Raw genomic sequence first — 18057 nt, 5'->3', positions numbered from 1 at the left:
CGCGGTGTGTGGAGCACACCCACGCTTGGGAAGTCGCCTCGGCGGACGTCAGTCGACCCCCGGTGGCATCTCCAGCGGCAGCTCGACCTCCACGCACGTGCCCGAGCCGTCCTGCGTCCGCACGGTGAGCCGCCCGGACAGCGCCTCGACCCGGTCCTTGAGCCCCACGAGCCCGGACCCGCCGTCGAGGTCGGCCCCGCCCCGGCCGTCGTCGCAGACCCGCACGTGCAGGCTCCCGCCGCCCGCGGGCGGGGCGATGTCGACGACCACGTCGACGACCGAGGCGTCGGCGTGCTTGGCGGCGTTGGTCAGCGCCTCGGACACCGCGTAATAGGCGGCGATCTCGATCTGCTCGGGAAGCCGGCGCGCGCCCCGCACGTCGAGCCGGACCGGCACCGCGGCCCGGCGGGCCAGCGACCGCAGCGCGGGGGCGAGCCCGCCCTCGGCGAGCACGGCCGGGTGGATGCCCCTGGCCAGCTCGCGCAGCTCGTCCACGGCCGCCGACGCCTGCTTGGCCAGGGCGTCGAGCTGCGCGTGCAGCTCGTCCGCGCCCGCGGGCACGGCCGCCTGCGCCGCCCGCAGCTGCATCGCGAGGGTGACCAGCCGCTGCTGGGCGCCGTCGTGCAGGTCGCGCTCGATCCGGCGGCGGGCGTGGTCGGCCGCGGCGACGATCCGGGCCCGCGACGCGGTCAGCTGGGCCTGGCTCTCGGTGTTCGCGATCGCGCTGGCGACCAGCTCGGTGAAGCCCGCCAGCCGCGCCTCGGTGTCGGCGGGCAGCCCGGCGGGGCGGCGGGCACCGGCGGCGATCATGCCCCACAGCCGCCCCTCCACGTACACCGGGACACCGACCGCCGACCGCATGCCGGCCTCGACCACGGCCGCCGACAGCGACCCGGAGTCGGGGCCGTACCGGTCGACGCGCGCGGGCTTGCCGGTCTCGTGGACCAGCGTGGTCACGTTGCGGCCGCCGAGGGAGAACCGGCTCCCGATCGGCGTGGGCGGCGGGCCGGTGCGGGCCCACGCCCCGAGGACGGTCACCCCGCCGTCGGGCCGGTACCGGTCCAGGAGCGTGAAGTCGACCCCGAGCAGGTGCCCGACCTCCTCGGTGACCGCGGCGAACACCTCGTGCGGCGCGGCGGCCCGCGCGACCAGGGTGGCCACGCGGCGCAGCGCGGCCTGCTCGGCCGCGTGGTCGCGCAGCTCGAGCCGGGACTGCGCACCGGCGATGGCCGTGGCGACCAGCCCGGTGAAGCCGGCCAGCCGCGCCTCGGCATCGGCGGGGAACGCCCGCTCGCGCGAGGACACCAGGCTCAGGTGCCCCCACAGGCGGCCGTCCACGACGATCGGCACCCCGACCGACGAGCGGATCCCCCGTGTCCGCGCGAGCGCGGCGGCCTCCCCCACGGCCTCGCCCGCCGTCTCGCCGTAGTCCCCGATCCGCGCCGCCCGGCCGGTGCGCATCACCGCCGTGCTCACGTTGCGACCGCCGAGCTGCCAGCGGGTGCCCACCGGCAGCGGGGCGACCACGCCGTCGCGCGCCCACGCCCCCATCACCGTGGTCGCCCCGCCATCCGGGTCGTAGCGGTTCACCAGCGTCTGCTCGACCCCGAACAGCTGTCCGACCTCCGCGACCACGCCCGCGAAGACCTCCTCGGGGGTCGCCGCCTGCGCCACGAGCGTGGCGACCCGGCGCAGCGCGGCCTGCTCGGCCACGTAGCCGCGCAGCTCCCGCCGGGCGAGCTCGCGCGCCAGCAGCCCGCTCACGCTCGCGAGGACGGCACCGGCCACCACCCGCCGCACCGCGCGAGCCCATGGCGGACGCCGCGGAGCAGGTCTGCCAGCCGCCACGACGGCCTCCGCTCTTCCCCCGGTCCCCACCGGCCGAGCGAAAAGCCTATTCCGACGCCGCCCGCGCGCACGACGGACGCCGCCATGGGGCCTGATGGCCGACTTGTGGCCCGCGGCGCGCAGGGGTAGGCACGGGAGGGAAAACAAGGTGAGGTGGATCACAGTGGGTGGAAACAAGATCGTCGTCTACAAGGAGCCCGGGAAGGTCGTCGTCGAGGACCACGACCCGCCGAAGCTGGAGGTACCCCCCGACGTCGCGAAGGAGAAGGGGCTCACCCAGAAAGCCCCGCACGGGGTGATCCTGCGCAACGTCGCCACGAACATCTGCGGCTCCGACCAGCACATGGTACGGGGCCGCACCACTGCTCCGCCCGGGCAGACGCTCGGGCACGAGATCACCGGGGAGGTCGTCGAGAAGGGCGACGACGTCCAGTTCCTGGACGTCGGGGACATCGTCTCGGTCCCGTTCAACATCGCCTGCGGGCGGTGCCGCAACTGCCGGGAGGGGCAGACGGGGGTCTGCCTCAACGTCAACCCGGGCCGCGCCGGGTCGGCCTACGGCTACGTCGACATGGGCGGCTGGGAAGGCGGGCAGGCCGAGTACGTGATGGTGCCCTTCGCCGACTTCAACTGCCTGAAGTTCCCGGACCGCGACCAGGCCATGGAGAAGATCCTCGACCTGACCATGCTGTCGGACATCTTCCCCACCGGCTACCACGGCGCCTACACCGCGGGCGTCACCACCGGGTCGACGGTGTACGTCGCGGGCGCGGGGCCGGTCGGGCTCGCCGCCGCCCACGCCGCGCAGCTGCTCGGCGCCGCGGTCGTGATCGTCGGGGACCTCAACCGGCAGCGCCTCGAACAGGCCCGCTCGTTCGGCTGCGAGACCGTCGACATCTCCCAGGACGCCACCCTGGAGGACCAGGTCGCGGAGATCCTCGGCACGAACGAGGTCGACTGCGCGGTCGACGCGGTCGGTTTCGAGGCGAGCGGGCACGGCGCGAACGCGGGCGAGCAGCCGGCCGCGGTGCTCAACTCGATCATGTCGATCACCCGGGCGGGCGGGAAGCTCGGCATCCCGGGCCTCTACGTGACCGGCGACCCGGGCGCGCCCGACCCGGACGCGAAGGAGGGCACGCTCAAGGTCCGGCTGGGGCTGGGCTGGGCGAAGAGCCACGCCTTCACCACGGGGCAGTGCCCGGTGCTCAGGTACAACCGCGGGCTGATGATGAGCATCCTGCACGGCAAGGCGCAGATCGCGAAGGCGGTCAACGCCACCGTCATCCCGCTCGACGAGGCCCCGCGCGGCTACCAGGAGTTCGACCAGGGCGCGGCGCGCAAGTACGTGCTCGACCCGCACGGGCTGCTGCCGAAGGCGGCCTGACCCGCCTCGCCCGGCCGGGCGCCCCGCGTGCCCGGCCGGGCCACCGGCGGCGTCAGCGGGCCGCGGCGTCGCCCAGGATGCGGTCGAGGGTGCGCCTGCCCAGCCGGCTCATGCCCGTATTGGTGTCGGCGTAGTACCAGACCAGACCCATCGCCTGCGCGAACGCCCACGCCTTGCCGCGCTCCCACTCCAGGTCGTCGCACCCGAGGGCGCGGCGCAACAGCGGGCGCGTGCGCGCGTCCAGCAGGTGCCACGCCGCGACCAGGTCGAGGGCCGGGTCGGCGGGCCCGAGGCCGCCGACGTCGAGCACGCCCGCGAGCCGCCCGTCGGCGACCAGCAGGTTGCCGGGGATGAGGTCGCCGTGGGTCATGACGTCGGGGGCCGTGCGCGGCAGGTCGCGCAGGTGCTCCCACGCCCGCCGCAACCGGGGGACGTCGAGGAGGTGCTCGCTGCGGCGGAAGCAGGTCTCCATCCACCCGTCCTGCGCGTGCAGGTCGCCGCCGCGGCCGGGGCCGGAGAAGGTGCGGCCGCGGGTGTCGATGCGGCGGAGGTCGGCGATGAGCTCGGCCAGGTCGCAGGCGAACGCGCTGCTGAGGCCGGGGTCGGCCTGGCTCGCGGTGGTCCCGGGCAGCCAGGTCTGCACCGACCACGGCAGCGGGTAGCCCGGCCCGGGCCGGCCGAGGGCCACCGGTTCGGGCACCGGGAACCGGGTGCTCGCGGCCAGCTCGCGGGCGGCGGCGGCCTCGGACTCGAGCGCCGCCCGCGTCCCGTCGGGGTCGCCGGCCCGCAGGGGGAACCGGGCGGCGAGGTGGTCGCCGATCCGGAAGATCGCGTTGACGGTGCCGTCGGACGCGACGGGCCGGATCGGCAGCCGCGCCCACCGTGGGAACTGGTCGGCGACCAGCGCCCGCACCGTCGTGAGCGGCACCTCCACCTGGTCGGGGTGCATCGACGGCGGCTCGCGGATCAGGCGGCGGGTCAGACGGACAGGACCGGCAGGCCGATCGCCGCGTCCACCGCGATCGCGGCGAACAGGCAGCAGAGGTAGACGTTCGACAGGTGGAACAGGCGCATGGGCTGCGTCTCGACCCCGGCCAGCACCCCGCGGTGCAGCCGGTGGGCCTGCAGCACGAACCAGGTGCCGCCCAGCGCGGCGACGACGGCGTAGATCCAGGACGTGGCCGGCACCAGCAGGAGCGACCACGCGGCCATCACCCACGAGTAGGCGACGATGCGCCGCGACACCTGCTGCGGCGGCACCACCACGGGCAGCATCGGGACCTTCGCCGCCGCGTAGTCGTCGCGGTAGCGCATGGCGAGCGCCCAGAAGTGCGGCGGCGTCCAGAAGAAGATGACGCCGAACATCACCAGGGCGGGCCACTCGACCGTGCCCGTGACCGCGGCCCAGCCGATGACGACGGGCATGCAGCCGGCCGCGCCGCCCCACACGATGTTCTGCGAGGTGCGCCGCTTGAGCAGCAGCGTGTAGACGAGCACGTAGAACGCGATGGCGGCCACCGACAGCCCGGCCGCCAGCCAGTTGGTGGTGAGCCCGAGCCACACCGCGGAGAACACGCCCAGCACGAGGCCGAACACCAGGGCGTGGCGCGGCGGCACCTGCCCCTTGGCCAGCGGCCTGCGCCGGGTGCGCTTCATGACGGCGTCGATGTCGGCGTCGGCGACGCAGTTGAGCGCGTGCGCGCTCGCCGCGGCCATCGCTCCGCCGACGAGCGTGGCGACGACGAGCCACACCGACGGGATGCCGCGCTCGGCGAGGAACATGGCGGGCACGGTGACCACGAGCAGCTGCTCGATGATCCGCGTCTTGGTGAGCCCGAGGTAGGCGCGCACCGTGTCCCGCAACCGCTCCCAACCGGACCGCACGGCGCCGGGAGCGCCCTGCTGGAGTTGGCCCGAGCGGGACACGGGCAGAGTCACCGGCACAACCTCGATCCGCGTGGTGGGGAACCCGGTCACCGCCGAGTTCTACGGCTTGTCGATGGTAGCTCGGGGCATGCGGCCGCCCTCCCCCGGGTAGACCCGCGGATGCCGGGCAGCGCGTGATCACACGGGGGTACCCCGCGCGACTAGGCTGGCCGCCGAGCGTTCATCACCAGCGGTCGCATCGAGGCGCACCGCCCGCATACCCACCCGAACCGAGGGAAGAGCTGTGGCCGACATCGACATCGAGACTCTCACCCGCGCGAGCGTCCCCGACGACTGGACCGATCTGGACCGGCGGGCCGTCGACACGGTCCGCGTGCTGGCGGCCGATGCCGTGCAGAAGGTGGGCAACGGGCACCCGGGCACCGCGATGAGCCTCGCACCGCTGGCCTACACCCTGTTCCAGCGGGTCATGCGGCACGACCCGAGCGACGCCGACTGGATCGGCCGCGACCGGTTCGTGCTGTCGGCGGGCCACTCCAGCCTCACCCTCTACATCCAGCTGTTCCTGTCCGGGTACGGCCTCGAGCTCGACGACCTGAAGGCGCTGCGCACCTGGGGCTCGAAGACCCCCGGCCACCCCGAGCACCGCCACACCCCCGGTGTGGAGATCACCACCGGCCCGCTGGGCCAGGGCCTCGCGTCGGCGGTCGGCATGGCGATGGCGGCGCGCCGCGAGCGCGGCCTGTTCGACCCGGACGCCGCGCCCGGCGAGAGCCCGTTCGACCACCACATCTACGTGATCGCCTCCGACGGCGACATCGAGGAGGGCGTCACCGCCGAGGCGTCGTCGCTCGCCGGGCACCAGCAGCTCGGCAACCTCACGGTGATCTACGACGACAACAAGATCTCCATCGAGGACGACACCACGATCGCGCTGTCGGAGGACACGGCCAAGCGCTACGAGGCCTACGGCTGGCACGTGCAGACCGTCGAGGGCGGCGAGAACGTCACCGGCATCCTGGCCGCGATCGAGAACGCGCGCGCCGAGACCACGCGGCCGTCGCTGATCGTGCTGCGGACCGTGATCGGCTACCCGGCGCCGAACAAGATGAACACCGGCAAGGCCCACGGCTCGGCGCTGGGCGCCGAGGAGGTCGCCGAGGTCAAGAAGATCCTCGGCTTCGACCCGGAGAAGACCTTCGAGGTCGCAGACGAGGTCCTCGCCCACACCCGCAAGGTCGTCGACCGCGGCCGCGAGGCCCACCAGGCCTGGCAGAAGACCTTCGACGACTGGGCCGCCCGGGAGCCGGAGCGCAAGGAGCTGTTCGACCGCATGGTCGGCCGCGACCTGCCGGTCGGCTGGGAGAAGGCGCTGCCGAGCTGGGACCCCGACCCCAAGGGGCTGGCCACCCGCAAGGCCTCCGGCGAGGTGCTCACCGCGCTCAAGGACGTGCTGCCGGAGCTGTGGGGCGGCTCGGCCGACCTCGCCGAGAGCAACAACACCACGATGGAGGGCGCCGACTCCTTCGGCCCCACCTCCACCGCCACGAAGATGTGGAAGGCCAACCCCTACGGGCGCACGCTGCACTTCGGGGTCCGCGAGCACGCGATGGGCGCGATCCTCAACGGCATCGCGCTGCACGGGCCCACCCGCCCGTACGGCGGCACGTTCCTCGTGTTCAGCGACTACATGCGCCCGGCGGTGCGGCTCGCGGCGCTGATGAAGTCGAGCGTGATCTACGTCTGGACCCACGACTCGATCGGCCTCGGCGAGGACGGGCCCACCCACCAGCCGGTCGAGCACCTCGCCGCCCTGCGCGCGATCCCGGGCCTGGCGATCATCCGCCCGGGCGACGCCAACGAGACCGCTCACGCCTGGCGCGCCGCCCTGGAGCGCCCGGAGGGGCCGAAGGGGCTGGCGCTGACCCGGCAGAACCTCCCCGTGCTGGAGGGCACCTCCGCCGAGGGCGTCGCCCGCGGCGGCTACGTGCTCGCCGACGCCTCGTCCGGCACGCCCCAGGTGATCCTCATCGCAACCGGCTCCGAGCTGCAGATCGCGGTCGAGGCGCGGAAGGTCCTCGAGGCCGAGGGCGTTGCCACGAGGGTGGTGTCCATGCCGTGCGTCGAGTGGTTCGACGAGCAGGACGAGGAGTACCGGGAGTCCGTCCTGCCCTCGTCGGTGCGGGCGCGGGTGAGCGTCGAGGCCGGTGTCGCCCAGCCGTGGCACCGCTTCACCGGTGACGCGGGCGAGAACGTCTCGCTCGAGCACTTCGGCGCGAGCGCCGACTACCAGACCCTGTTCCGCGAGTTCGGCTTCACCACCGAGAACGTCGTCGCCGCCGCGAAGCGCAGCCTCGCCAAGCTCTCCTGAGGAGGAACAACCCATGAGCAACGATCGACTCGGACGGCTGGCCGCGGCCGGTGTCTCCATCTGGCTCGACGACCTGTCGCGTGAGCGCCTGAACAGCGGGAACCTGCAGGAGCTGATCACCGACAAGCACGTCGTCGGGGTCACCACCAACCCCACGATCTTCGCCTCGGCCCTGTCGAAGGGCGAGGCCTACGACGCGCAGATCCGCGAGCTCGCCGCGCGCGGCGCGTCGGTGGAGGACACGGTCCGCGAGATCACCGTGGCCGACGTCCAGCAGGCGTGCGACGTCTTCCGCGGCACGTGGGAGGCCACGAACGGCGTCGACGGGCGCGTCTCGCTCGAGGTGGACCCGGGGCTGGCCCGCGACACCGAGGGCACCGTCGCGCAGGCGCTCGACCTGTGGAAGGCCGTCGACCGGCCGAACCTGCTGGTCAAGATCCCGGCCACCGAGCAGGGCCTGCCCGCGATCACCCGCGCGCTCGCCGAGGGCGTGAGCGTGAACGTCACGCTGATCTTCTCGGTGGAGCGCTACCGCGCGGTGATGGACGCCTACCTCGAGGGCCTGGAGCGGGCCGCGGCCAACGGCCACCAGCTGGCGAGCATCGCGTCCGTCGCGAGCTTCTTCGTCTCCCGCGTCGACACCGAGATCGACAAGCGGCTCGAGGCCATCGGCTCCGAGGCGGCGCTGGCCCTGCGCGGCAAGGCCGCCGTCGCCAACTCGCGCCTGGCCTACGCCGCCTACCAGGAGGTGTTCTCCTCCGACCGGTGGAAGGCCCTCGAGGCCAAGGGCGCGCGGGTGCAGCGGCCGCTGTGGGCGTCCACAGGCGTGAAGAACCCCGACTACCCCGACACCCTCTACATCACCGAGCTCGTCGTCGCCGACACCGTCAACACGATGCCGGAGAAGACGCTGCTGGCCTTCGCCGACCACGGCGAGGTGCACGGTGACCGCGTCACCGGCACCGCGGCCGAGGCGCAGGAGGTGTTCGACGCGCTGGAGCGGGTCGGCATCGACCTGCCCGACGTGTTCCGCGTGCTCGAGGACGAGGGCGTCGAGAAGTTCGACAAGTCCTGGGCCGAGCTGGGCGACACCGTCGCCGGGCAGCTGCAGCAGGCCCGATAGCACGGCGGGCGGAGGGGAGCGCAACCGGTGACCGCGCGACCGGTGCCCTCGGAGGCCGAGCTCATCGCGCGCCTCCGCGCGGACGGCGTCGCCGCTCGCGTCGCGGACGGCGACCCGACCCTGTGGCCCCGGCTCGCCCGCCCCGGGTGGACGGGTGCGCTCCGCGCGTCGCGCCCCCTGGTCGGGGAGATCGCGGCGCTCGCCGAGCAGCGCCGCGTGGCCGGCCAGGTGCGGGTGCTGCTCGCCGCCGCGGGCGGGGCCGGGGTGGCCGCCGAGGCGCTGATCGACTCCGACCCGCGCCTGGTCGTGCTCGACACCGCCGACCCGCCGCAGGTCGCCGATGCGCTCGCCGGCGAGCTCGCCTCCACGGTGCTCGTCGTGTCCGCCCCGCCCGGCGAGGACCCGGAGCCGGTGCGGCTGCTGCGCGACACCGTCCACGCGGCGTTCCGCGCCGAGGGCCTCGATCCGGATGCGCACACCGTCGTCGTCACGCCGCCGGACGGGCCGCTGCTGCCCCCGGACGCGAGCCCCGACGGGCCGGTGGTGGTGCTCGGGCCGGACGACGTCGACGGCCCGTGGGCCGCGTTCACCGCGTACGTGCTCGTGCCCGCCGGCCTCGCCGGCGCCGACGCCGGGGCGGTGCTCGCGGAAGCAGGCGCGGCCAGGGCCGAGCTCGGCACCGCGGGCGGAACCACGGGCGGCACCGCGCTGGGCCTCGGCGCGCTGCTGGCGTCGGCCCCGGCGGTCGCGCTCGCGGCCCCGGAGGCGCCCGCGCTCGCCGAGTGGGCCGCCCAGCTCGTGGCGGGCGGCCTCGGCAAGGACGGGCAGGGGCCGCTGCCGGTGGTGGTGGAGGGCCCGGACGCCCCCGAGTGGGGCACGCTGCCCGCCGTCGGGCTCGGGGACGTGCCGGGGGCGGCGTTCGCGACGCGGGGCTCGGTCGCCGAGCAGATGGCCGCCTGGCAGCACGCGGTGGCGGTCGCCGCGCACGTGCTCGGCGTCGACCCCACCGACCGGCCGGACGCGCTCGCCCCCGCCCCGAAGGGCGACGCGGCCGGGCCCGCGTTCACCGAGGGCGGGGTGGCCGTCCACGCGGGCGACTGGCTCCCGGAGGGCACCGGCACCGTCGCCGACGCGCTGCGCGCGCTGCTGGCGGCCGGCGCACCGAGCGGGTCCGACGGTGTGGAAGGGGACGGTGCGGAAGGGGACGGTGCGGAAGGGGGCGGTGCGGCCCGCCACCTCGCCGTGCACGCCTACCTCGACCGGATCGAGGACGCCTCCGCCGCGGTGCTGCGCGCCGAGCTCGCCCGTCGCACCGGCCTGCCCACCACGTTCGGTTGGGCGCCGCGGTGCCTGCCCGGCAGCGGCCAGCACGCCAAGGGCGGCCCGCCGGACACGCGGGTCTGCCAGCTCACCGCCGACCCGGACGACCCGGGGCTGCGCCCGGAGGCCGCCGCCGCCCTCGACGCGGTCCAGCAGGGTCTCGCGCAGGCCGACGCCGACGCGCTGGCCGCCCGCGGGCGGCCCGTCCTGCGGTTGCACTTCACCGACCGGGTGGCGGGCCTGGTCACGCTCGCGCGCGCCGTGCAGCAGCTGTAGGGAACCTGGAATGATCCCCGCAAGCCCGAGACACGAGGAGTGAGATGAGCACCGCCACGTCCGCGGCAGCGGGGTGGACCAACCACCTGCGCGACCCGCGGGACAAGCGGCTCCCGCGGATCGCGGGACCGTGCAGCCTGGTCATCTTCGGGGTCACCGGCGACCTCTCGCGCAAGAAGCTCATGCCCGCGATCTACGACCTGGCCAACCGCGGCCTGCTCCCGCCGGGCTTCGCCCTCACCGGGTTCGCCCGCCGCGACTGGGCCGACCAGGACTTCGGCCAGGTCGTCTACAACGCGGTGAAGGAACACGCCCGCACCCCGTTCCGCCAGCACGTGTGGGAGCGGCTCGCCGAGGGCTTCCGGTTCGTGTCCGGCAGCTTCGACGACGACGCCGCGTTCGACCGGCTCGAGGAGACCGTGCACGCGCTCGACCGGGAGCGCGGCACCGCGGGCAACCACGCGTTCTACCTGTCGATCCCGCCGGGAGCGTTCCCGGTGGTCCTCAAGCAGCTCGCCCGCTCGGGCCTCGCGAGGCAGGAGGGCCAGGGCTGGCGCCGGGTGGTCATCGAGAAGCCGTTCGGCCACGACCTCAAGTCGGCCCGCGAGCTCAACGAGATCGTCAACGACGTCTTCCCCGAGGAGTCGGTGTTCCGCATCGACCACTACCTCGGCAAGGAGACGGTCCAGAACATCCTGGCGCTGCGCTTCGCCAACCAGCTGTTCGAGCCGATCTGGAACAGCCACTACGTCGACAGCGTGCAGATCACGATGGCCGAGGACATCGGCCTCGGCGGGCGCGCCGGCTACTACGACGGGATCGGCGCGGCCCGCGACGTCATCCAGAACCACCTGCTGCAGCTGCTCGCGTTCACCGCGATGGAGGAGCCGGTCTCGTTCTCGGCCGAGGAGCTGCGCATCGAGAAGATCAAGATCCTGAACGCGACGAAGCTCGTCGGCCCGCTCGACGAGACCACCGCGCGCGGGCAGTACACCGGCGGCTGGCAGGGCGGCGAGCTCGTCAAGGGCCTCACCGAGGAGGAGGGTTTCGACCCCAACTCCAAGACCGAGACGTTCGCGGCCATCACCTGCGAGGTCGACACGCGGCGCTGGGCGGGCGTGCCGTTCTACCTGCGCACCGGCAAGCGGCTCGGCCGGCGGGTCACCGAGATCGCGGTGATCTTCAAGCGGGCCCCGCACCTGCCGTTCGACGCCACGATGACCGAGGAGCTCGGGCAGAACGCGCTCGTCATCCGCGTGCAGCCCGACGAGGGCGTCACGCTGCGGTTCGGGTCGAAGGTGCCGGGCAGCCAGATGGAGGTCCGCGACGTCTCGATGGACTTCGGCTACGGCTCGGCGTTCACCGAGGCCTCCCCCGAGGCCTACGAGCGGCTCATCCTCGACGTGCTGCTCGGCGAGCCGTCGCTGTTCCCGGTCAACGCCGAGGTCGAGCGGTCCTGGGAGATCCTCGACCCGGTGATCGAGCACTGGGCGCGGCAGGAGAAGGGCCCCGACCCCTACCCGGCCGGCAGCTGGGGGCCGGAGTCGGCGAACGCGATGCTCGCCCGCACCGGCCGCACCTGGCGCAGGCCGTGAACCTGCTGGAGTGGACGCCGTGAGGAGAACACCGTCATGATCGTCGACCTGCCCTCGACCACCACGTCGGCGGTCAACCGCAAGCTGGTCGAGATGCGGGCCAGCGGCGGCGCGCTGACGATGGGGCGCGTTCTCACGCTGGTGATCGTCACCGAGGACGGGGCCGGCATCGAAGACGCCATCGCCGCTGCCAACTCCGCCAGCCACGAGCACCCGTGCCGGATCATCGTGCTCGCCTACGGGGCGCGGAAGGCCGCGCCGCGGATGGACGCGCAGATCCGCGTCGGCGGCGACGCGGGCGCGAGCGAGGTCATCGTGCTGCGCGGCTACGGCCAACTCGCCGGCGGCGAGGCCGCCGCGGGCATGGTGATGCCGCTGCTGCTGCCGGACGCGCCGGTCGTGGCCTGGTGGCCGAACGAGGCGCCCGCCGCGCCGGCCGAGGACCCGGTCGGCAGGCTGGCCACCCGTCGCATCACCGACGCGCTGGCGGCGCGGAACCCGATGAGGGCGTTCGAGCATCGCCGGGCCAACTACGTCGCGGGCGACACCGACCTCACCTGGACCCGCCTCACGCCGTGGCGGGCGCTGCTCGCGACGGCGCTCGACGCCCCGCCCTACGAGCCCGTCACCAGCGCGGTCGTGGCCGGCGAGGCCATCTCCCCGTCCACCGAGCTGCTCGCCGGGTGGCTCGCGGTGCGGCTGGACGCCAAGGTCAAGCGCTCCCCCGCCGCCTCCGGCCCGGGCGTGGTGTCGGTGCGGCTGGAGCGCCGCTCCGGGGCCGTCGAGCTCGTCCGCCCGGACGGGAAGGTGGGCAGGCTGCGCCAGCCGGGCCAGCCCGACCGGCTCGTCGCGCTCGCCCGCCGCGAGGTGCGCGACTGCCTCGCCGAGGAGCTGCGCCGGCTCGACCCGGACGAGATCTACGGCGCCGCGCTCGCCGGCGTCAGCAAGGTCACCCGCGGCCGCACGCCCGTCAAGGTCCCCGCCATGGCGGGTGCCTGATGCCCGCACCCGACATCGCCGTCCACGCCAACCCCGACGTGCTCGCCGCGGCCGTCGCCGCGCGCCTGGTCACCAAGCTCGTCGACCTGCAGGCGGCGGGCACCACGCCGCGGATCGTGCTCACCGGCGGCGGCACCGGCATCGCGGTGCTGGAGCAGCTGCGCGCCTCGGTGGCCCGCGACGCCGTCGACTGGGGCCGCGTGGAGTTCTACTGGGGCGACGAGCGGTTCGTGCCGCCCGACGACCCGGAGCGCAACGAGAAGCAGGCCCGGGAGGCGCTGCTCGACCACGTCCCGGTCGACCCGGCGAAGGTGTTCCCGATGGGCGCCGACACCGGCACCGGGCCCGCGGGCGCCGATGCCGCCGCCGAGGCCTACGCGGAGCTGCTGCGCACGCAGGCGCGGCCGGAGGACCACGCGCCGGTGCCGTCGTTCGACGTCCTCATGCTGGGCATGGGCGGCGAGGGCCACACCGCGTCGGTGTTCCCGCACTCCCCCGCCGTCTACGAGACCGAGCGCACCGTGGTCGCCGTGCACGGCTGCCCCAAGCCGCCGCCCACCCGGGTGTCGCTCACGCTGCCCGCGATCCGCAACGCGGCCGAGGTGTGGGTCATGACGACCGGGTCGGCGAAGGCCGCGGCCGTCGCCATGGCCCTCGGCGGCGCGGGCGAGGTGGCGATCCCGGTGGCCGGGGCGCGCGGCAAGCGGCGCACCCTGTTCCTGCTGGACCGGGCCGCGGCCGCGAAGCTCCCCCGCGACCTCGTGCCGCACATCGCGTGACGGTCCCGGCCTGATGCACGTCGTGGTCGACGGCGCCAACGTCGTCGGCGCTCGCCCGGACGGCTGGTGGCGCGACCGCCCGGGGGCCGCGCGGCGGCTGGCCGGGCGGCTCGCCGCGGCGCTGACCGTCGACCCGGCCCCGTTGGCCGACGCCCTCGACCACCCGGGCGCGGACGTGCAGGTGCACCTCGTGCTGGAGGGCGCGGCCGCCGGGGTCGAGGACCTGCCCACCCACCCCCGGCTCGCGGTCGTGCACGCCGAGGCGGACGGCGACGCGGCGATCGCCGCGCTGGCCGCCGAGTTGGTGGCCGACGGCCCCGTCGTGGTCGTGACGGCCGACCGCGGCCTGCGGGAGCGGGTGCGCGCCGCGGGCGCCACCACGCTCGGCCCTCACGCGCTCCTCGACGCCCTCCCCGGCCCGTGAGGTAGGTGCTGGAGAACCCAGCCGACTACAGGCCCTGCGGTTGCTGCCACGCCGTGAAGGGCGTAGACAGAGACGCTGCTCCGGACCCGGCAGTTGCGCGGCGCGCGAGGGGTGCGCCGTTGCGCCCCATCGACGTCGGCGGATCGAGAGCGCGATGCGCACCCACAGCAGCGGCGGTCCGGGAACCGGACGCCCGCCAGTCGCGGAGGTGGCGCCCGCAGCGGCACCCCACCGCTCCCGGCGCAGAGAGGGGGATGCAGGATCGGCGGGTCCGCCGGTCGCCCCGCGCAGCCAGGCGGTGTTGGACGAGCGCGACCGGATCGCCGCGGAGCTGTACGACAGCGTCATCCACCGCCTGTTCGCCGCGGGATTGTCCCTGCACAGCGCCGCCGGCCGGCTGCGAACCTCGACCGCATCGGAGTCCACCTCTGTCGCCGCAGCTCACATCGGCGACGCCGTACGCACACTGGACGAGGCGATCGGCGAGATACGCGCCGCCCTCTACCCCGCCCCCGCCCGGTATCGTCGTGCGGGCCGCACGAACCTGCCGGCCAGGCTCGAAGCCGTGGTCGCCGACATGGCCGCCGTACTGGGCTTCACGCCCTCGACGCGCATGACCGCCGCGCTCGCCGACGCCGTCCCGACCGTGATCGGCGACGACCTCGTCATCGCGTTGCGCGAAGCGCTCGCCAACATCGTCCGGCACGCCCGCGCCCGATCCGCCACCGTCACCGTCGAGGTCGAGACCCGCCACGTCACCCTGCAGGTCGTCGACGACGGCGTCGGAGTTGGCGCAGACGCCTGGCGAGGCGGGCTGGCCGACCTGCAGGCGCGCGCCGAGCACCACGGCGGCACGCTGTCGACGAACTCCCCCGACCGTCCGGGAACGCGGCTGGTCTGGTCGGTTCCGATGTGACGGCCGTTGCGCACGCCACCACCCACCGGCTCGGGGTGAGCGGCGATGCCGAGCGCGGGCGGTGCGCTGCCGGTCGGGCCTGATCCGGAGGGAGACCGAGGTGGGACCCATGGGAGCGGACAACGAACTCCGCCGGACGACGGGAGCGCTGTTCGTGGCGGGCGCCGCGGCGTTCGCGGCGGCCGCAACGGCGTTGTCCGCCACGTTCGACTGGCCCGACATCCTGCGCGAGCCGCCCAGCGTGGTGCTGCCCGCGGTCGTCGAGGGCGGCACCGGCCTGGTGTGGACCTGGTTCGCCACCGCGTGGACCTACGCGATCCTGGCCGTGCCGATCCTGCTGTTGCCGGCAGTTCTCGGCCGGCGCGACGACTCGGTCCTGCGCGTCGCCACCTGGGCGGGCGCCGCGTCGGTGCTGCTGTCACTGATCGGTTTCCTGCGCTGGGTGTTCGTGGTTCCGCCGCTGGCCCGGTCGTACGTGTCCGGCGACGCCGTCACCCGGGCCGCGGTGGAGGCCGCGTGGACGGCACAGCACCAGTTCGGTGGGGCGCTGCTGGGCGAACATCTGGGTCAGGTGCTGGTCATCGGCTGGTCGGTCGTCCTCAGCGTGGTCGTCCTGCGCTTCCGGGTCCTGCCCCGCTGGCTCGGCGTCACCGGACTCGCCGTGAGCACGCTCTACCTGCTGAACCAGGCTGAGATCATCGCCACCGCCGTGCCCGGCTTCCCTGTGTGGGACGTCGCCGGGCTGCTCGGCAGCACCGGGTGGGGGCTGTGGGTGGCAGCTCTCGGCGTCGCCCTGCTGCTGCGTCCGGTCCGCGGCACGCGCCCGTCCACGGTCGACGTCGTTCCGGGGATGCGGCGGCCACCGCGGCCCACCGCGCCGAGGTAGAGCCGGTCGCAGCGCACGCGGTGTGAGGCGTGGTCAGGTGAGCCAGTCGTGGAGCCGGCCGGCTCGGGCGGGATGCCGCAACTTGCTCATGGTCGTGGCTTCGATCTGCCGGATCCGTTCCCGCGTGACCCCGTGGATGCGGCTGATCTCGTCGAGGGTGTGCGGGCGGCCGCCGGTGAACCCGAACCGCATTCGCACGATGTCGGCCTCCCGCGTGTTCAGGGTGGCCAGGACCCCCTGGATCTCGTTGCGGAGTACGGCTGACATCGCGGCGTCGTCGGCTGTGCTTGCCGCGGTGTCCTCGACGAGGTCGCCGAGGGTGGCGTCGTTGTCCTCGCCGATCGGGAGATCGAGGGAGATCGGATCACGGGCGTACCGCTCGATCTCGCGGACCTTGTCCGCGCTGATCGACATGTCTGCGGCCAGCTCGTCGACGGTGGGATCGCGGCCGAGCTGCACGAGCATGTCGCGGCGCCGGAGGTACAGCCTGGTGAGCAGCTCGCCGACGTGCACCGGGATCCGGATGGTGCGGGCCTGGTCGGCCAGGCAGCGGCTGATCGCCTGGCGGATCCACCAGGTGGCGTAGGTGGAGAACTTGTAGCCCATGGTGTGATCGAACTTCTCGACCGCGTGGATGAGGCCGATGGTGCCTTCCTGGACGAGGTCGAGGAAGGGCATGCCGCGCCCCCCGTAGCGCTTCGCAACCGACGCGACCAGCCGCAGGTTGGCCTCGACCAGGTGGGCCTTCGCCCGCACGCCGTCGCGGGCGAGCCAGCGCAGCTCCCGGGTGGTCGCGGTGGTAGCCGGGAGGTCCTCGTCGGGTCGGCTGAGCCGTTCTGCGGCGAAGACGCCCACCTCGATGCGTTGGGCCAGCTCGATCTCCTCGGCGGCCGACAGCAAAGCGGTCCTGGCGATGAGCCGCAGGTAGGCGCGGACGGGGTCGATGGAGCCGACGAGGTCATCGTTCGCGGCTTCCTGCCGATCGCGGTTCCGCCCGGTCGTCACGGCGGGTGTCTCCTGGGGCTCGATGATGGGTGGGCGGTCGCGGTCGGGGACGTCGACGGCTCGGGGGCGCACGGCCGACCAGCCGGCGGAAGGCGACGCACTGTAGCGCTACGGTGTAGACGTTACGCCGTCGTGCCCGGGTCCTCAACGTGCGCGGATCGGGTACCGGCTTTCGGCCGCTCTCCACACGGCCGGCGTTCAACGTCCGGTCCGCCGGCCGATCGGGCGCCGGGTACTGTGGGTCTCAGGTCGTTCAGTTTCGTGCTCGTGTTCGCACGCCCGCAGGAACACTCGGTGAGCAAGCGCCGGCGCCACAAGGACGTCGGAGCGGCCATCGTGGCCGGCCGGTACCCCGCACGGTGCGGGTGCCACCAGACCTGCGAGGAGCAGATCCATGACACAAGGAACCGTCAAGTGGTTCAACGGCGAGAAGGGCTTCGGCTTCATCAGCCAGGACGGCGGGGGCGCTGACGTCTTCGTGCACTACTCCGAGATCGACGCCGGCGGCTTCCGCAGCCTCGACGAGGGGCAGCGCGTGGAGTTCACGATCGGCCAGAACGCGAAGGGCCCCCAGGCCACCGGCGTCCGCGTCATCTGACCGACCGCTCGGTCCGAGGGGCCCGCTTCCCAGGGGGACGCGGGCCCTTCCCGTCGTGGCCGGAACTGGGCACGACGATCTCGGTTCTGCCCCCTCGTCGAGGGGTACGCTGACCCACGACGGGCAGGGTGAACTCGTCGTTGCCCCCATTTCCGGGAGCCGAATGATCGATCGCCGCATCGACGGCATCGAGTCGCTCTGCCCGTCCCATCGCACGTCAGCGGCTGCCCGCGGCCGCAGCCAGGCGCTCCCTTCCTCCGATCAGGCGCGGCGGCGGCTCACGCTCGCCGCGGCGCCGCTCGCGCCGACCGCGGCCGTCACCGCCGAGCGCCGCGGGAGCGGGGTGCTGTAGACGACGCTGGTGGTCACCTGGCCGAGGCCGGCGATGCGGCCCGTCACCTGCTCCAGGTGGCGCATCCCGCGGGCGCGGACGCTGAGCACGAAGCAGTCCTCCCCGGTCACGTGGTGGGCCTCGACGATCTCAGGCGTGGTGGCCAGCAGGTCGTGGAACGGCTTGTCGTTGCCGTGCGGGTAGCGCAGCCGGACCAGCGCCAGGATGGGCAGGCCCAGCTTCTCGGCGTCGACCTCGCAGCGGTAGCCGGTGATGACGCCGTTCTCCTCGAGCCTGCGCACCCGCTCGGTCACG

General features: G+C 74.0%; 16 protein-coding genes. 11 read left to right on the top strand and 5 right to left on the bottom strand.

Annotated features, from left to right (window positions below; genetic code table 11):
• Positions 1 to 48: 48 nt before the first annotated feature.
• Positions 49 to 1788 (bottom strand): sensor histidine kinase, encoded by a 1740-nt coding sequence (locus VKZ81_RS32240; protein WP_324245534.1) that lies wholly within the window; start codon positions 1786 to 1788, stop codon positions 49 to 51.
• Between the two features lie 223 nt (positions 1789 to 2011).
• Between VKZ81_RS32240 and fdhA the strand changes: the two genes are divergently transcribed.
• Positions 2012 to 3232 (top strand): formaldehyde dehydrogenase, glutathione-independent, encoded by a 1221-nt coding sequence (gene fdhA / locus VKZ81_RS32235; protein WP_324245533.1) that lies wholly within the window; start codon positions 2012 to 2014, stop codon positions 3230 to 3232.
• A 52-nt stretch (positions 3233 to 3284) separates the two neighbouring features.
• Here the strand turns inward: fdhA and VKZ81_RS32230 are convergent, their stop codons facing one another.
• Positions 3285 to 4181: an aminoglycoside phosphotransferase family protein gene (locus VKZ81_RS32230; RefSeq protein WP_324245532.1), complete on the bottom strand. Its 897-nt coding sequence runs from the start codon at positions 4179 to 4181 to the stop codon at positions 3285 to 3287.
• Between the two features lie 29 nt (positions 4182 to 4210).
• A complete protein-coding gene (locus VKZ81_RS32225; RefSeq protein ID WP_324245535.1) occupies positions 4211 to 5116 on the bottom strand; it encodes a heme o synthase in 906 nt (301 codons plus the stop codon).
• A 286-nt stretch (positions 5117 to 5402) separates the two neighbouring features.
• Between VKZ81_RS32225 and tkt the strand changes: the two genes are divergently transcribed.
• The 9 genes from tkt (at position 5403) to VKZ81_RS32180 (ending at position 15808) form a co-directional block, all read left to right on the top strand.
• Positions 5403 to 7490 (top strand): transketolase, encoded by a 2088-nt coding sequence (tkt, locus tag VKZ81_RS32220; RefSeq protein WP_324245531.1) that lies wholly within the window; start codon positions 5403 to 5405, stop codon positions 7488 to 7490.
• 13 nt (positions 7491 to 7503) lie between these two features.
• Positions 7504 to 8613, top strand: a complete 1110-nt coding sequence (gene tal, locus VKZ81_RS32215; protein WP_324245530.1) for a transaldolase — start codon at positions 7504 to 7506, stop codon at positions 8611 to 8613.
• A 27-nt stretch (positions 8614 to 8640) separates the two neighbouring features.
• Positions 8641 to 10209, top strand: coding sequence for a glucose-6-phosphate isomerase (locus VKZ81_RS32210; protein WP_324245529.1), 1569 nt, complete (start codon positions 8641 to 8643; stop codon positions 10207 to 10209).
• Positions 10210 to 10253: 44 nt separating this feature from the next.
• Positions 10254 to 11804, top strand: a complete 1551-nt coding sequence (zwf, locus tag VKZ81_RS32205; RefSeq protein WP_324245528.1) for a glucose-6-phosphate dehydrogenase — start codon at positions 10254 to 10256, stop codon at positions 11802 to 11804.
• A gap of 36 nt (positions 11805 to 11840) precedes the next feature.
• Positions 11841 to 12803 (top strand): glucose-6-phosphate dehydrogenase assembly protein OpcA, encoded by a 963-nt coding sequence (gene opcA, locus VKZ81_RS32200; protein ID WP_324245527.1) that lies wholly within the window; start codon positions 11841 to 11843, stop codon positions 12801 to 12803.
• Positions 12803 to 13582 carry a 6-phosphogluconolactonase gene (gene pgl, locus VKZ81_RS32195; protein ID WP_324245526.1) on the top strand — a complete coding sequence of 260 codons (780 nt, stop codon included), beginning with the start codon at positions 12803 to 12805 and terminating at the stop codon, positions 13580 to 13582. Before opcA ends, pgl begins: the two co-directional genes overlap by 1 nt.
• Before the next feature lie 13 nt (positions 13583 to 13595).
• A complete protein-coding gene (locus VKZ81_RS32190; RefSeq protein WP_324245525.1) occupies positions 13596 to 14006 on the top strand; it encodes a hypothetical protein in 411 nt (136 codons plus the stop codon).
• Positions 14007 to 14307: 301 nt separating this feature from the next.
• A complete protein-coding gene (locus tag VKZ81_RS32185) occupies positions 14308 to 14922 on the top strand; it encodes a sensor histidine kinase (protein WP_324245524.1) in 615 nt (204 codons plus the stop codon).
• Positions 14923 to 15031: 109 nt separating this feature from the next.
• The gene (locus VKZ81_RS32180) at positions 15032 to 15808 is read left to right on the top strand and encodes a DUF4386 domain-containing protein (RefSeq protein ID WP_324245523.1); all 777 of its coding nucleotides are present in this window, start codon (positions 15032 to 15034) and stop codon (positions 15806 to 15808) included.
• A gap of 33 nt (positions 15809 to 15841) precedes the next feature.
• Here VKZ81_RS32180 and VKZ81_RS32175 read toward each other — a convergent pair whose 3' ends face one another.
• Complete coding sequence (locus VKZ81_RS32175) at positions 15842 to 16813, bottom strand: sigma-70 family RNA polymerase sigma factor (protein ID WP_324245522.1); 972 nt, start codon at positions 16811 to 16813, stop codon at positions 15842 to 15844.
• A gap of 394 nt (positions 16814 to 17207) precedes the next feature.
• On the opposite strand from VKZ81_RS32175, the gene VKZ81_RS32170 reads away from it, so the two are divergent.
• Complete coding sequence (locus VKZ81_RS32170) at positions 17208 to 17411, top strand: cold-shock protein (RefSeq protein ID WP_324245521.1); 204 nt, start codon at positions 17208 to 17210, stop codon at positions 17409 to 17411.
• Positions 17412 to 17672: 261 nt separating this feature from the next.
• On the opposite strand, the gene VKZ81_RS32165 is transcribed toward VKZ81_RS32170, so the two are convergent.
• A partial coding sequence (locus VKZ81_RS32165; RefSeq protein ID WP_324245520.1) for an Lrp/AsnC family transcriptional regulator occupies positions 17673 to 18057 on the bottom strand: 385 nt, incomplete at its 5' end.

The organism is Pseudonocardia sp., assembly GCF_035305885.1.
Taxonomy (GTDB): Bacteria; Actinomycetota; Actinomycetes; order Mycobacteriales; family Pseudonocardiaceae; genus Pseudonocardia.
Note: the sequence above shows the minus strand (reverse complement) of the source record. Positions and strands in the feature narration are given on the sequence as shown.

Excerpts from the sequence above, each read along its gene's own strand:
- VKZ81_RS32230 (WP_324245532.1), bottom strand. The coding sequence starts at position 4,181 with ATGCACCCCGACCAGGTGGAGGTGCCGCTCACGACGGTGCGGGCGCTG.
- VKZ81_RS32190 (WP_324245525.1), top strand. The coding sequence starts at position 13,596 with ATGCACGTCGTGGTCGACGGCGCCAACGTCGTCGGCGCTCGCCCGGAC.
- VKZ81_RS32170 (WP_324245521.1), top strand. The coding sequence starts at position 17,208 with ATGACACAAGGAACCGTCAAGTGGTTCAACGGCGAGAAGGGCTTCGGC.
- opcA (WP_324245527.1), top strand. The coding sequence starts at position 11,841 with ATGATCGTCGACCTGCCCTCGACCACCACGTCGGCGGTCAACCGCAAG.
- pgl (WP_324245526.1), top strand. The coding sequence starts at position 12,803 with ATGCCCGCACCCGACATCGCCGTCCACGCCAACCCCGACGTGCTCGCC.
- VKZ81_RS32180 (WP_324245523.1), top strand. The coding sequence starts at position 15,032 with ATGGGAGCGGACAACGAACTCCGCCGGACGACGGGAGCGCTGTTCGTG.
- zwf (WP_324245528.1), top strand. The coding sequence starts at position 10,254 with ATGAGCACCGCCACGTCCGCGGCAGCGGGGTGGACCAACCACCTGCGC.
- tal (WP_324245530.1), top strand. The coding sequence starts at position 7,504 with ATGAGCAACGATCGACTCGGACGGCTGGCCGCGGCCGGTGTCTCCATC.